The sequence below is a fragment of the Pseudomonas sp. 1 R 17 genome (assembly GCF_900067035.1).
Taxonomy (GTDB): domain Bacteria; phylum Pseudomonadota; class Gammaproteobacteria; order Pseudomonadales; family Pseudomonadaceae; genus Aquipseudomonas; species Aquipseudomonas marginalis.
Window position 1 is genome coordinate 170,352 of record NZ_FKLB01000053.1, and the last position, 15,032, is coordinate 185,383.

Below are 15,032 nucleotides of genomic sequence, written 5' to 3' on the forward strand. Positions count from 1 at the left end.
GTTGGCATCGTAGCAGCTGTCGAGCCCCGGCGAGGCTGCGTCGGCCGCGACTCGGTCCTGAATCGGCAGCGCGCCTGACGCAGCCTCGCTTGCGCTCGGCAGCTACGGAGAAGTCAGTCCAGGGTCCGGGGCAGTTGCAGGGTGACCCGCAAGCCCCCCTCACGCAAATTCTGCAAACTCACTTCACCGCCATGGCTATGGGCAATATTGCGCGCAATACCCAAGCCCAAACCGTAACCCTGCTGCTGGCCGGCCAGGCGAAAATGCGGTTCGAAGACCTGTTCCAAACGCTGTTCCGGCACGCCAGGGCCTTCGTCGTCGACGTGCAGGATGAACTCCGCGCCATCGTCCTCAATACGCAAATGGGCGTTCTGCCCGTACTTCAAGGCATTGTCGATCAGGTTGCCGATGCAGCGCTTGAGCGCCAGCGGCTTGCCCGGGTACGCCGCCACTGCTGCGCCGTCCAGGGTGACCCGGCCGTTGCCGTTGGGCGCTACATAAGGCTCCACCAGGCATTCGAGCACATGGTTGAGGTCGACCGGCTGGATGTTCTCGTGGATATCGGTGTCTTTTACACATTGCAGCGCGCCCTTGACCAGCAACTCCAACTCATCCAGGTCACGGCCGAACTTGGTTTGCAGGTTCTCGTCTTCGAGCAATTCCACGCGCAGGCGCAGGCGGGTAATCGGTGTGCGCAGGTCGTGGGAAATCGCGCTGAACAATTGGCTGCGCTCCGTGAGGTAACGGCTGATGCGTTCGCGCATCGCATTGAACGCGCGACCCACTTCCACCACTTCACTGCCGCCGCCTTCGGCTACCGGTTCCACATCGGCGCCCAGGGACATGTCACGCGCCGCCCGCGCCAGGCGCTTGAGCGGCCGGCTTTGCCAGTGCACCAGCAGGCCGATGAACAGCAGCAAAAAGCCGCTGGTCAGCACGATAAACCACACCTGCTGGGACGGCAGGCCCTGTTCTTCCAGGCTGGTGTAGGGCTCGGGCAACAGCGAAGCGATGTACAGCCATTCGCCGGGGGCGAGTTCGATCTGGGTGACCAATACCGGCGGGTTGACGGGTTCCAGGGTCAGCGCGTAATGGGCCCAGGAGCGCGGCAACTCATCCAGTTTCAACCCGGCGTTGAAGATGCGCAGGTCTTCGGCGCTGACGAACTCCACCGAGATAGGCACGTCGGCGCCCAGGGTCTGGCGCAGGACTTCATCCACGGCCACCAGCACCGCCTGCTTGCGCGGGGTTTGCGGCAACACTTGCATGTCGAGTGGCCGATCATTGAGGGTCACGACAAAACGGGTACCACCCATGCTGCGCAACTGGTCAAGGACCAACGGCCGATAGGCCACCGGCAACGAACGGAAATAACTCACGCTGGCGGTCATCGAGTGCGCGAGGCTACGGGCGCTGGTGACCAGGCCTTCGAGCTGGGTGGCGCGCAACTGCGAGACCCAGATCACGCTGGACAGCGCCTGGGCGAACAGCACCGCGAGCAAGGTCAGCAGCAACATGCGCCCCAGCAGGGAGCGCGGTACCGGGAAGCGCCGGCGGCGTTCGCTCAGCGGCTCAGTGGGCATTGCCGGCAACCACGCTGGCTGCCAGTTGATAACCGCTGCCGCGCACGGTGCGGATCAGCCTCGGGGGTTTTTCGGTGTCGCGCAGGCGTTGACGCAGGCGGCTGACAGCCATGTCGACGATCCGGTCCAGCGGCATCAGGTCGCGGCCACGGGTGGCGTTGCCGATGGTGTCGCGGTCGAGAATCTGCTGCGGGTGATCGAGAAACAGCTTGAGCAGGGCAAAGTCGGCACCGGAGAGGATCACCTCTTCGCCATCCACGTGGAACAGCCGATGACTGATCATGTCCAGGCGCCATTCGTCGAACACCAGCACATCGCCATTGCCGCTGCGCTCCTGGCCGAACTGGCAGCGGCGCAGCAAGGCCTTGATCCGCGCCTGCAACTCGCGGGGGCTGAACGGCTTGCCGATATAGTCGTCGGCTCCCAGTTCCAGGCCGATCACGCGGTCGGCTTCGTCGGAACTGGCGGTGAGCATGATGATCGGCACCTGCGCCTGGCGCGGGTGCTGGCGAATCCAGCGGCAGAGGCTGAAACCGTCTTCGTCCGGCAGCATCACATCGAGGATGACCAGGTCGCATGGCGCCTCGTTCATCGCCTGGCGGAACCCCGCGCCATCCGGCACGCCACGCACCTGGAAACCGGCGCGACTGAGGTAGGTCTGCAGCAATTCGCGGATTTCCTGGTCGTCGTCGACGAGGAGAATCGATTTACTGATTACGCTCACGGGGTCCTCCTTGTTGTTATAGGTGGTGCGGGTCAGGCAAACGCCTGTTCCAATGCGACGCCAGCCCCGGTCAACCCGGAATACGGCGCAGTCACCAGCCACACCGGGATGCCCTTGAAGTAGTCGCTCATGCAGCCTTTGTCACTGAAGCTCCTGGCAAAACCGCTGTTGATGAAGAAGTCGGCAAACCGCGGAATCACCCCACCCACGATATACACACCACCGCGCCCACCAGTGGTCAGCACATTGTTGCCGGCTACCCGGCCCAGCCAGATGCTGAATTGATCCAACACTTCCATGGCCACCGGATCGCCCGCCAGGCCCGCCGCCGTGATGGCTTCAGGGGTGTCGAGCACCGGTGTGTGGCCATCGACCGCACAAATCGCCCGGTACAGCCGCGGCAGACCGCCACCGCTCAAGGCGGTTTCGGCGCTGACGTGGCCGATCTCGGTGTAGATATGCTGCCACAGCTGGGTTTCCCGCGGGCTGCTCAGGGGCAGGTCGACGTGGCCGCCCTCCCCCGGTAACGCCGCGTAACGACCTGCACCGAGGTCCAGCAGGGTACCGACACCCAGGCCGGTGCCCGGACCGATCACCACCGCCGGACGCAACGGTTCCGGCGTGCCAGGGCAGACCACGCGGAATTCGTCGGGTTTAAGACGCGTCATGCCCAGGGCCATGGCCGAGAAGTCATTGACCAGCAGCAGCTCATCCACCTGCAAGGCCTGGCAAAACGCAGTCTTGCTCAAGCGCCAGTGATTGTTGGTGAATTTAAATTCATCCCCGCTCACCGGCCCGGCGACCGACAGGCACACCGCACCGATGTCGCCGATTTGCAGGCCTTCTTCCTTGAGGTAGACCTTGATCGCGTCCTCAGGGCTTTGGTGATCAGCCGTGGCATGCACCCGGATCGAATGCAGTGCCTGATCTCGCCACAACGCAAAACGGGCGTTGGTACCCCCGATGTCACCGACCAGCGCTAGCTTCACTTAAGCGTCTCCAAGGCACAGGTAAAGGCGCTGGCGCCCTGCTCTGCGGAGCTTGCGGCCAAGCGCATAAATGCAAACAGCTCGCGACCGGCCCCCACGTTATTGCCCAACAGGCCCGTGGCAGGCGTGCGCGCTGCAAATTCTTCGGCGTCCACCTTAAGCTCCAAGGTGCCCTTCACGCCATCCACGCGAATGATATCGCCATCTTTGACCCGTGCCAGTGGCCCGCCGCTCTGGGCTTCGGGGTTGACGTGAATCGCGGCGGGGATCTTACCCGACGCGCCGGACATACGCCCGTCTGTCACCAGTGCGACCTTGAAACCACGGTCCTGCAGCACGCCGAGGAACGGCGTCATCTTGTGCAGTTCCGGCATGCCGTTGGAGCGCGGGCCCTGGAAGCGCATCACGGCGACAAAATCCTTTTCCAGCTGGCCGGCCTTGAACGCATCAGCCAGGTCCTGCTGGTCCTGGAACACCACCGCCGGCGCTTCGACGATCTGATGCTCAGGCGCTACGGCAGAGACTTTCATGACTCCGCGGCCGAGATTGCCTTCCATCACACGCAGGCCGCCTTCCGGCGAGAACGCGCGCGCCACCGGGCGCAGGATGGTTTCGTCGAGGCTTTCGATCGGGCCATCGCGCCATACCAGCTCGCCGTCGACCAGGAATGGTTCCTGGACATAACGGCTCAGGCCCTTGCCGGCCACGGTGTTGACGTCGTCGTGAAGCAGGCCGGCTTCAAGCAGCTCGCGGATCAGGAACGACATGCCGCCCGCTGCCTGGAAGTGGTTGATGTCGGCCTTGCCGTTTGGATACACGTGGGACAGGGTCGGCACCACCTCGGAGAGGTCGGCCATGTCGTCCCAGGTGAGGATGATGCCCGCCGACATGGCGATGGCCGGCATGTGCAGGGTGTGGTTGGTGGAACCGCCCGTCGCGTTGAGCGCAACGATGGCGTTGACGATGGATTTCTCATCGACGATCTCGCCGATCGGCGTGAAGTTGCCGTTGGCCTTGGTCAAGCGCGTGACCTGGTGCGCGGCTTCGCGGGTCAGGGCGTCACGCAGCGGCGTGTACGGGTTGACGAACGAGGCACCCGGCAAATGCAGGCCCATCACTTCCATCAGCAGTTGATTGGTGTTGGCGGTGCCGTAGAAGGTGCAGGTGCCGGGGCTGTGGTAGGACTTCATCTCCGATTCCAGCAGCTCTTCGCGAGTGGCCTTGCCTTCGGCGTAGCGCTGGCGCACATCGGCCTTCTGCTTGTTGGAGATGCCCGACGGCATCGGCCCGCCCGGTACGAAAATCATCGGCAGATGGCCGTAGCGCAGCGCGCCCATCATCAGGCCGGGCACGATCTTGTCGCAGATGCCCAGCATCAGCGCCGCGTCGAACATGTTGTGGGACAGCGCTACCGCCGTGGACATGGCGATGACTTCACGGCTGAGCAGGCTCAGTTCCATGCCGGGCTCGCCCTGGGTCACGCCGTCGCACATGGCCGGGGTGCCGCCGGCGAACTGGCCGACCGAGCCGACTTCGCGTAGGGCTTTCTTTATTTGTTCCGGGAAATGTTCGTACGGCTGGTGCGCCGAGAGCATGTCGTTATATGACGAAACAATTGCCACGTTGGCGGCGTTCATCATGCGCAGGCTGTTTTTATCTTCGGTGCCGCAACCGGCCACGCCATGGGCGAAGTTGGCGCATTGCAGCTTGCCGCGCATCGGACCGTCGCTGGCTGCGCCGCGAATGAGCGCAAGGTAAGCCTCACGAGTGGCGCGGCTGCGGGCGATAAGCCGTTCGGTGACCTCAAGGACGCGGGGATGCATGTGTAGAACTCCAGGCTAACGGATGTGGCGACCTGAGTGTCTATGCTGATCAAACGCCCGCAGCTCATGGGATGGCAGAGAGTCGTTTGGATCATCGGACCAGTTGATTCAGGTCACTCGTTGTAGATTGAACAAAATATTGCCACTAAAAAGGCTTGTTTTCTATTTTTATGCGAATAATCTTGTAATTCTTACAACAAATCGACGACAGGCACTTTCCAATGACTCTTCGTATCGCAATCAATGGTTTTGGCCGTATCGGCCGTAATGTCCTGCGCGCACTGTATACCCAAGGCTATCGCCAGGATTTGCAGATCGTCGCCATCAATGATTTGGGCGACAGCTCGATCAATGCCCACCTGCTCAAATACGACACCGTGCACGGCACTTTCGATGCAGAGGTCGCCCACGATCAGGAAAGCCTGACCGTCAATGGTGACCGGATTGCCGTCAGTGCCATTCGCAACCCGGCCGACCTGCCGTGGGCGGCGCACAAGGTCGACGTGGTGTTCGAATGCACCGGTCTGTTCACCGACCGTGACAAGGCTGCCGCCCATATTACCGCTGGTGCACGCAAGGTGATCATCTCCGCCCCGGCCAAAGGCGCGGACGCGACCGTGGTCTACGGCGTGAACCACGACATCCTGCGTCAATCCCACCAGATCATCTCCAACGCGTCATGCACCACCAACTGCCTGGCGCCGGTCGCCCAGGTGCTGCACCGCGAATTGGGTATCGAAAGCGGCTTGATGACCACGATTCATGCCTATACCAACGACCAGAACCTGACCGACGTCTACCACACCGACCCGTACCGCGCGCGTTCGGCCACCCAGAACATGATCCCAAGCAAGACCGGCGCCGCCGAAGCGGTGGGCCTGGTGCTGCCGGAGCTGGCAGGCAAGCTGACCGGCATGGCCGTGCGTGTACCGGTGATCAACGTGTCGCTGGTGGACCTCACCGTGCAGTTGAAGAAAGACGCCACTGCCGACGAAGTCAACGCACTGCTCAAGGAAGCCAGCCAACACTCGAAGATCCTCGGCTATAACACCCTGCCGCTGGTCTCCAGTGACTTCAACCATAACCCGCTGTCGTCGATCTTCGATGCCAACCACACCAAGGTCAGCGGCAAGTTGCTGAAAGTGCTGGCCTGGTATGACAACGAGTGGGGCTTCTCGAACCGCATGCTGGATAACTGCCTGGCTTTGTGTAACGCCGAATAACACCCTTTGTGGAATGGCTTTTGTGGGAGGGGCTTGCTCCCGATGACGGGGTATCAGTGATGAATGCATCGACTGACACACTGCATCGGGAGCAAGCCCCCTCCCACACTGGCCCCATGTAGGCTCACAGAAATAGCCACTTGCCATTTGAGTTGATGATAAGCATTATCATTAACTGCAAATCGGTCTGGTATCACTGTGAGCCAATCTCGCTTCAACCAAGTCTTTCTCACCCAACGGGTGATTCTGCTACGCACCTTGCAGCGGATGGTGAATAACCACAGCACCGCCGAGGACCTGTTGCAGGAAACCTACCTGCGCGTCACCCGGGCCCTCAGCGAGCGGCCGATCGATCACCTCGAACCCTTCGTCTACCAGACCGCGCGCAACCTGGCGCTGGATCATTTGCGTTCGCGCAGGGTTCAGGCGCGCACCCTGCAGGAAGATGTGCCACTGGACATCCTGCAAAGCGTCGCCGCCCCCATCAGCACCCCCGAAGACGCCACCCAGGCCGAGCAATTGCTTGAGCACCTGAGCATCAGCCTCGGCCAGTTGAGCGCGCGCCAGCAGCAGATTTTCATCCTCAGCCGCCTGCACGGTTGCAGCTACCAGGAGATCGCCGATCAGTTGGACGTGTCCTTGAGCACCGTGCAAAAGGAACTGAAATTGATCATGGCCATTTGTGTAGGTGTGGCCGAAAGACTGGATCGGCCTTAAGCTTCAGCCGACGAAATTGTCGACCCAAGCTGTAGGAAAGATGAATAAAACGTGGCGAAGACCCGAGGAACACCGTGACGGACCCGAATAAACTGCGCCCCCATGAGCTGGCTCATGAGGTGTTGCAAGACACGGCTATGGACCAGGCCCTCGACTGGCTGATCGCCTTGCAGTGCCCAGCGCCCGGGCAGCAGGCCGAGTTCGAAGCCTGGCTGGCCCAAGACCCCGCCCACGTCCACGCCTTCGGCAAGGCCCAGGCCGCCTGGGGTGGCGCGCCGGTACACAGCGCCGCCGTCGCCCTGGCCGCGCCGCGCAAACCCAGGGGCTGGCGCCGGATCAAGCCGCACTGGAAACCGCTGGCCACCGCCGCCGTGCTGTTGATCGGCCTGTTCAGCTTCAGCAACCTGCCGGTACGCCTGCAAGCCGACCATCTCACGGTGGTGGGCGAACGCCAGCGCCTGCAATTGGACGATGGCTCGAAAGTGTTGCTGAACACCAATTCGGCGTTTTCCAGCAGCATCAAGGACCACCAGCGCATCGTCCGCCTGTACCAGGGCGAAGCCTTTTTCGAAATCATGCCCGGCCATGGCCTGCCCCTGGAAATCGACGCCGGCCCCGTGCGCGCCAGCGTGCGTGATACCGCCTTCGCCGTGCGCTACCTCAACGGCGAAGCCCAGGTGCAGGTGCAGCGCGGCGATGTCGACCTGAGCAACACCTTCGACGATGCCCGCGTGCGCCTGAGTGCCGGCGAAAGCATCCGCATCGGGCCCAAGGGCTTTGGCCAACCGGCCCGGCTGGATGCCAGCAAGGACCTGGCCTGGGTGCAAGGCCGGCTGATTTTCGAAAACTGCCCGATGAGCGAAGTGCTCGCCGAGCTGCGTCGCTACTACCCCGGCTGGATCGTCAACACCAACGACAAGCTCGCCAGCGTTGCCGTCACCGGCAACTACCGCCTCGACCAACCCCTGGATGTGGTGCGCTCCCTGGCCCACATCACCTCAGCCACATTGTCGGAATACCCCGCGCTGGTGATTTTGAACTAAATGAGAATTATTTTTACTCGATAGCCTTCGGCGGTACGTCTCGTCTTAGCCAATGCAACTGATTCCTATTTGGTTCGGTTCGCAACTATAAGATTCGTACCTTCCGGAGCGCTCTCGATGTCCTCTCGTTTCAACCGCCGGTCCTCCTCCCCCGTGCTGTCCTTGCTGACCGCCGCCATCCTGCTGGCCGGTTCGCCAGTGATGGCCGCCACTGCCGCCGAACCTGCCGCCCGCAACCACGGCAACTACAGCTTCAGCATCGAGCAACAGCCACTGGTTTCGGCGCTGAACGCCTTTACCAGCGTGACCGGCTGGCAAGTCGGCCTGCCCGCCGAGCTGGGCCAGGGTGTGTCGTCCCCTGGGGTGCGCGGCGCCCTGTCGCCGGAGAAAGCCCTGGACCGGCTGTTGGTGGGGACCAACCTGAGCTACCGCAAGCTGGGCAACAACAACATCGTCCTGGAAAAGCGCACGGCGGGCAGCACCCTCAACCTGCAACAGGTGACCATCAGCGCCACCCGTAACGCGCAGGATGTGAACAGCGTACCCAGCACCGTCAGCGTGCATGATCGCGAAGAACTGGACCGCCAGAACGTCAACACCATCCGTGAACTGGTGCGCTACGAGCCCGGCGTCTCGGTCGGCGGCGCTGGCACCCGTGCCGGCAATGCCGGGTTCAACATCCGCGGGATCGACGGCGACCGCATCCTCACCCAGGTGGACGGTGTGGAAGTGCCCGACAACTTCTTCAACGGCCCCTACGCCAAGACCCGCCGCAACTACGTCGACCCGGAGATCGTCAAGCGCGTCGAGATCCTGCGCGGCCCGGCCTCGGCCCTCTACGGCAGCAGCGCCATCGGCGGTGCCGTGAGTTACTTCACCCTCGACCCGGACGACATCATCAAGCCCGGCCAGGACGTCGGCGCACGCCTGAAGACCGGCTACAGTTCCGCCGACGAAAGCTGGCTGACCTCCGGCACCGTCGCCGGCCGCGTGCAGGACTTCGATGGCTTGCTGCACCTGAGCCAGCGCAATGGCCATGAGACCGAATCCTACGACGGCAACAACGCCACCGGCCTGGCCCGTACCGGCGCCAACCCCGAAGACGCGCGCACCACCAACATCCTGGCCAAGCTCGGCTGGAACTATGGCGATGACAACCGCCTGGGCCTGACCTATGAGAAGTACAAGGATGATCGCGACGTCAACCTGAAGAACGCGGTGGGCGGCCCGTTCATCGGCGGCCGAGGCTTCAACCTGTACCGTGATCGCCGTGGTAACGACACCATTACCCGCGAACGTTTCGGCCTGGAAAACAGCTTCGCCCTTGAGTCGCCGATTGCCGACCGGATCAAGACCAGCCTCAACTACCAGATCGCCAAGACCGACCAGACCACTGCCGAGATCTATCAGTCAGGTCGTCGTGTCCTGCGTACCCGCGACACGCTGTACCAGGAAAAACAGTGGATTTTCGATGCTCAGTTGGACAAAGCGTTCAGCCTCGGTGAAACCGATCACCAAGTGACCTACGGCACCACCCTCAAGCAGCAGAAAGTCACCGGCTCGCGCGAGGGCGGCGCGACCTGTGTGGCCGTCGGCAGTGGCTGCACCGCCATCGGCGCGCCCAGCCCGATTGCCACTGACAGCGTGAAAAAGTCCAGCGACTTCCCCGACCCGACCATCAACACGTATTCGCTGTTCGCACAGGACCAGATCAGCTGGGACAAATGGACCTTCCTGCCCGCCGTGCGCTACGACTACACCCAGCTCAAACCCAAGCTGACCCAGGCGTTCCTCAACACCGTCAACCCGACAGGCGCGGACCCGGTGAGCGACAAGGAAAAAACCTGGCACCGTGTGACGCCCAAGTTCGGCCTGACTTACGCCCTGACGGATCAATACACCTGGTTCGGCCAATATGCCGAAGGTTTCCGTACGCCATCCGCCAAGGCGTTGTACGGCCGCTTTGAAAACCTCAACCTGGGCTACACCGTCGAACCCAACCCCGACCTCAAGCCAGAAACCAGCAAGGGCATCGAAACCGGGATTCGCGGCAAATTTGACGAGGGATCCTTTGAAATCGCCGTGTTTTACAACAAGTACCGCGACTTTATCGATGAGGACAACGCCGTCGTCGGCGGCACGGTCGAACAGTTCCAGGCCATCAATATCAAGCGCGCCACCATCAAAGGGGCCGAAGCCAAAGGGCGCCTGAACCTGGATGCATTCGGCGCCCCGCAGGGCCTCTACACCCAGGGTTCGGTGTCCTATGCCTACGGTCGTAACGACGATAACGGCGAGCCGCTGAACAGCGTCAACCCGCTCAAGGGCGTGTTTGGCCTGGGCTACGACCAGGACAACTACGGTGGTCTGTTGAGCTGGACCCTGGTGAAAAAGCAGGATCGCGTCGACAGCAGTACCTTCCACGCGCCGGACGGCGACACCAGCGGGCCCTTCAAGACTCCGGGCTTCGGTGTTGTCGACCTGACCGCCTTCTACAAAGTCACCCAGGACGTGACCATCAACGGCGGCCTCTACAACCTCACCGACAAGAAGTACTGGAACTGGGATGACGTACGCAGCTACGACAGTGTCGGCGAAGCCGCGGTGACCGGACCGGCCAACCTCGACCGCCTGACCCAGCCGGGCCGCAACGTTGCGATCAACCTGATCTGGGACATCTGACGACACCCGACTCACCTCGTCGAAATTTCAGCGGCGAGGTGAGGATTTTTTACTGTGCCGCGTCTTCTTGTTCGTCTAGTTGATAACAGCTCTCTTTAAGGGCCATAAGGCGCTCCCCCTTCTCAAGGACTTTTTCATGACCGCTTCTTCTACCGCAGAACGCCCAAGCCTGCGCTCCCAGCGCCTGAACCAGATCACCAACGAGCCGCATACCAAGCTGGATGCGCTGGTCAAGGCCCACGCCCCGTTTGAAACCCAGGCCAACTTCGCGCGGTTCGTGGTGGCGCAATACCTGTTCCAGTCAGAACTGGTAGCCCTGTACAACGATGCCGAACTGATCAAGATCGTGCCCGACCTGGCCGAACGCTGCCGCGCCGAGGCCGCCAAGCTGGACCTGGCTGACCTGGACACCGAAGTGCCCGCCCCGGTCGCGGGCGCACTGAAGAACCCGAGCAAGGCCGAAGCCCTGGGCTGGCTCTTCGTGTCCGAAGGTTCCAAGCTGGGCGCTGCGTTCCTGATCAAGCGCGCCGTAGGCCTGGGCCTGAGCGAAACCTTCGGTGCCCGCCACCTGGGTGAGCCGGCCGGTGGTCGCGCCGAAGGCTGGAAAAGCTTCACTCGCACCCTGGATGCGTTGCAATTGAGCGCCGAGGAAGAAGCCGCAGCGGAAAAAGGCGCGGTGGATGCGTTTGTACGCTTCACCGTGTTGCTGGAACAGGCGTACGCTAGCGCCCCTGAACTGGCCTGATCGCCCACATTGAAATGCAATCAACTGTGGGAGGGGGCTTGCACCCCGATGGCGGAGGGTCAGGTACCTATTTGTTGGCTGATGCACCGTTATCGGGAGCAAGCCCCCTCCCACATTTAAACCGCATTTCAATGCCGACTCTTTTGTTATCCCCTACTTTGCACACACCATGACCCGCAAACCCCAATCCACCTCGAAAATCGCACAGATCCTCTTCGGCCTGCTGGCCTACGTCAGCCTGGGCATCGGGCTGGTGGCGATTGTGGTGCCGGGTTTGCCCACCACCGAGTTCATCCTCCTGGCCGCCTGGGCCGCGACCAAAAGCTCACCGCGCCTCAGTGCCTGGCTGGAAAACCACCGCCTGTTCGGACCGATCCTGTTCAACTGGCGCAACGGCAGGATCATCGCGCGCCGGGCCAAAGTCAGTGCCACCGTGAGCATGCTGCTGTGCGCCATCCTGATGCTGGTGATGCTCGACCACGGCTGGCCGATCTACCTGGCGATTGCCGGGATGAGCCTGGGCAACCTGTGGATCTGGTCACGCCCGGAACGGCTCGCACAGCCCGTGTGACGCCGGCTGTAGCCGCTTTCCTACCGCCCATCGCCTATCTCTCATGAATTGATTTGTTACGCCGATGTTTCAGACATAGCGCTGAATGGACTTGGCCCTGGATTGCATGCATTTCCACACGCCCATTCGCGAGTGAACCTATGTTCGACACCCTCTCCATACGTTTGAAAATCGTGCTGCTGTCCGGGCTATGTCTGCTGGGCGTAATAGCGTTGATCATCAGCATCAACCTTTACGAAACCAACCAGAACGACCATCTGATCAGCGATTCAAGCTCGCGAATGCTCACCAGCAGCGTGCAGAACCTGCTGCAAGCCAAGGCAGCGGAGCAAGCCGTGCTGCTGCGGAAAACCTTTGGTGAAAATCTTACCGTGATCACCGCCATCGCCGATCAGGTCAAAGACCTGCGCAACCTGGCCACCAAGCGCTCGCTGGACCCCGGCGCCTTGCGTGAAGAACTCAACCAGAGCCTGAAAACCACCTTCGAACGCAACAGCAAAGTGCTCGGCATCTGGCTGGCGTTCGAGCCCTATGGCCTGGACGGCAAGGACAGCGAGTTCGCCAATGACAAGACCCGCGCGTCCAATGAAAAAGGCCGCTTCTCCAGCTACTGGAACCGCGTCGGTGGTGAACCCTTGAACACCATCATGCTCGAGGAAGACCTGACCAAGACCACCCTCAACCTCAGCGGAACGCCCTATAACATTTGGTACACCTGCCCCCGGGACACCCGAAGCACCTGCCTGCTGGACCCATATGAAGACACGGTGACCGGCACACCGGTACTGATGACCACCATCTCCTTGCCGATGATCGTGGACGGGAAAGTCATTGGCGTGGTCGGTGTCGATATCGCCCTCAACACCCTGCAAGCCAGCACGGACGCCGCGCAAAAAGAGCTGTTCGACGGTGCGGCACACCTTGAGATCATTTCCAGCAACGGCCTGATTGCGGCCTACAGTGGCGAACCCGCCAAGGTTGGAAAAAACCTGGTCGACACCCTCGGTGCAGAAGGCAAGGAGATCGTGCAACTGCTCGCCAGTGGCAGCTATGTCAACCGCGAACAAGGCGACACCATCCGCGCGGTTTACCCGGTCAAGCCCATTGCCGATGCCAAAGCCTGGGGCGTAGTGATCAAACTGCCCAAACACGTGATGCTTGCCGACAGCACGAAACTTCAAGGCGTGCTCGACGCAGCCCAGGCCAGCGGCACCCTCAAGGCCCTGCTGGTCGGTGCCGCCGCCGGCCTGCTCGGCTTGCTGCTGATCTGGCTCACCGCCACCGGCGTCACCCGTCCGATCAACAGCGTGGCAGCCATGCTTAAAGACATCGCCAGCGGCGACGGCGACCTCACCCAGCGCCTGGCCTACGCCAAGAAGGATGAGCTGGGCGAACTGGTGAACTGGTTCAACCGCTTCCTCGACAAGCTGCAACCGACCATCGCGCAGATCAAGCAAAGCATCACCGAAGCCCGTGGCACGGCTGACCAGTCCTCGGCCATCGCACGCCAGACCAGCGAAGGCATGCAGGTGCAGTTCCGCGAAATCGACCAGGTGGCCACGGCGTCCAACGAAATGAGCGCCACCGCCCATGACGTCGCCAACAGCGCCTCCAATGCCGCCAGCGCGGCACGCGGCGCCGATCAGTCGGCCCGTGAAGGCATGTCGATCATCGAGCAGAGCACCCGCGACATCACCACCCTCGCCGAAGAAGTCAGCAAGGCGGTGGGCGAAGTCGAAGCCCTGGCGGTCAATAGCGAGCAGATCGGTTCAGTCCTGGAAGTGATCCGCAGCATTGCCGAGCAAACCAACCTGCTGGCGCTCAACGCGGCGATCGAAGCCGCACGCGCCGGGGAAAGCGGCCGGGGGTTTGCGGTGGTGGCAGACGAAGTGCGCAACCTGGCCAAGCGCACCCAGGATTCCGTGGAGGAAATCCGCCTGGTGATCGAACGCATCCAGAGCGGCACCCGTGGCGTGGTGGCAACCATGCACTCGAGCCAGAGCCAGGCCCAGAGTAACGCCGGGCAGATCCATCAAGCCGCGCAGGCCCTGGGCAAGATCAGTGATGCGGTGACGGTGATCAGCGACATGAACCTGCAAATCGCCAGCGCCGCCGAGCAGCAAAGCGCCGTGGCCGAAGAGGTCAACCGCAACGTCTCGGCGATCCGCACCGTGACCGAAACCCTCACCGGCCAGGCCACCGAATCGGCGGCCATCAGCAGCCAGCTCAATGCGTTGGCCAGCCAGCAGATGAAACTCATGGATCAATTCAAGGTGTAAGACACACCAATGGTCAAATGTGGGAGGGGGCAAGCCCCCTCCCACATTTTGATCGCCTACTGCTTAGAGACCCGTCCAGGCCTTCACAAACGCCGCCACATCTTCCTTCGGCGCCGTACGCGGCGGGTTCTGCGGTGTACCCAAATAAAGGAAGCCAATCACCTCCTCATCCGCCGTCAGCCCCAGGCCTTTGGCCACGTGGGCCGAATAGGACAACTCACCCGTGCGCCACACCGCACCAATCCCCTGGGCATAGGCCGCCAGCAGAATGCCGTGGGCCGCGCAGGCGGCTGCCAACAGTTGTTCAGACTTGGGCACCTTGAAGTGCTCCTGCAGGCGGGCAATCACCACCACCACCAGCGGTGCACGCAGCGGGCCGTTCTGGGCCTTTTCGATGACAGCCTGGGGAGCATCGGCGTCCTGCAAACGGGCGGCTTCGGCCAACAGCGTGCCCATCTGCTCACGGGCGGCACCTTCCACGGTAAGGAAACGCCAAGGGCGCAGTTGGCCGTGGTCGGGCGCACGCATGGCTGCGGCGAACAGCACATCGCGCTGCTCCTGGGTCGGTGCCGGTTCCAGCAAACGCGGCACGGAAACACGGTTGAGCAAAGCGTCGAGAGCCTGCATTGGCCACCTCCAGAAAAAAATGTGCG

The 15,032-nt window shown here is 61.9% G+C and carries 11 protein-coding genes and 2 pseudogenes; 8 read left to right on the plus strand and 5 right to left on the minus strand.

Going from position 1 to position 15,032, the window contains the following annotated elements; translation table 11 throughout:
• Window positions 1-113: 113 nt before the first annotated feature.
• The 4 genes from BFP99_RS18930 to edd are packed head-to-tail and all read right to left on the minus strand — an operon-like array spanning window position 114 to window position 5,119.
• Complete coding sequence (locus BFP99_RS18930; RefSeq protein WP_027605500.1) at window positions 114-1,583, minus strand: ATP-binding protein; 1,470 nt, start codon at window positions 1,581-1,583, stop codon at window positions 114-116.
• Complete coding sequence (locus BFP99_RS18935) at window positions 1,573-2,307, minus strand: response regulator (protein ID WP_024077192.1); 735 nt, start codon at window positions 2,305-2,307, stop codon at window positions 1,573-1,575. Before BFP99_RS18935 ends, BFP99_RS18930 begins: the two co-directional genes overlap by 11 nt.
• Window positions 2,308-2,339: 32 nt before the next feature.
• On the minus strand, window positions 2,340-3,296 hold the full coding sequence (locus BFP99_RS18940; RefSeq protein WP_065925865.1) for a glucokinase: 957 nt from the start codon (window positions 3,294-3,296) through the stop codon (window positions 2,340-2,342).
• A complete protein-coding gene (edd, locus tag BFP99_RS18945) occupies window positions 3,293-5,119 on the minus strand; it encodes a phosphogluconate dehydratase (RefSeq protein ID WP_027605498.1) in 1,827 nt (608 codons plus the stop codon). Before edd ends, BFP99_RS18940 begins: the two co-directional genes overlap by 4 nt.
• A gap of 221 nt (window positions 5,120-5,340) precedes the next feature.
• Here edd and gap point away from each other — a divergent pair, with 221 nt between their 5' ends.
• From gap to BFP99_RS34150, 8 genes and pseudogenes are all read left to right on the plus strand, one after another.
• Complete coding sequence (gap, locus tag BFP99_RS18950; protein WP_065925864.1) at window positions 5,341-6,342, plus strand: type I glyceraldehyde-3-phosphate dehydrogenase; 1,002 nt, start codon at window positions 5,341-5,343, stop codon at window positions 6,340-6,342.
• A gap of 198 nt (window positions 6,343-6,540) precedes the next feature.
• A complete protein-coding gene (locus BFP99_RS18955) occupies window positions 6,541-7,059 on the plus strand; it encodes an RNA polymerase sigma factor (RefSeq protein WP_065925863.1) in 519 nt (172 codons plus the stop codon).
• 74 nt (window positions 7,060-7,133) lie between these two features.
• Window positions 7,134-8,102: a FecR family protein gene (locus BFP99_RS18960; RefSeq protein ID WP_065947894.1), complete on the plus strand. Its 969-nt coding sequence runs from the start codon at window positions 7,134-7,136 to the stop codon at window positions 8,100-8,102.
• Between the two features lie 117 nt (window positions 8,103-8,219).
• Window positions 8,220-10,784: a TonB-dependent receptor gene (locus tag BFP99_RS18965; protein WP_065947895.1), complete on the plus strand. Its 2,565-nt coding sequence runs from the start codon at window positions 8,220-8,222 to the stop codon at window positions 10,782-10,784.
• Between the two features lie 136 nt (window positions 10,785-10,920).
• Complete coding sequence (locus BFP99_RS18970; protein ID WP_065925026.1) at window positions 10,921-11,529, plus strand: biliverdin-producing heme oxygenase; 609 nt, start codon at window positions 10,921-10,923, stop codon at window positions 11,527-11,529.
• A 169-nt stretch (window positions 11,530-11,698) separates the two neighbouring features.
• Window positions 11,699-12,100, plus strand: a complete 402-nt coding sequence (locus BFP99_RS18975) for a YbaN family protein (RefSeq protein WP_027605492.1) — start codon at window positions 11,699-11,701, stop codon at window positions 12,098-12,100.
• Window positions 12,101-12,381: 281 nt separating this feature from the next.
• Window positions 12,382-13,473 (plus strand): annotated as a pseudogene (locus BFP99_RS34145) (cache domain-containing protein); the annotation flags it as partial.
• 375 nt (window positions 13,474-13,848) lie between these two features.
• Window positions 13,849-14,379 (plus strand): annotated as a pseudogene (locus tag BFP99_RS34150) (methyl-accepting chemotaxis protein); the annotation flags it as partial.
• A 63-nt stretch (window positions 14,380-14,442) separates the two neighbouring features.
• Here the strand turns inward: BFP99_RS34150 and BFP99_RS18985 are convergent.
• Window positions 14,443-15,006, minus strand: coding sequence for an NAD(P)H nitroreductase (locus BFP99_RS18985; RefSeq protein ID WP_065925023.1), 564 nt, complete (start codon window positions 15,004-15,006; stop codon window positions 14,443-14,445).
• Window positions 15,007-15,032 lie beyond the last annotated feature (26 nt).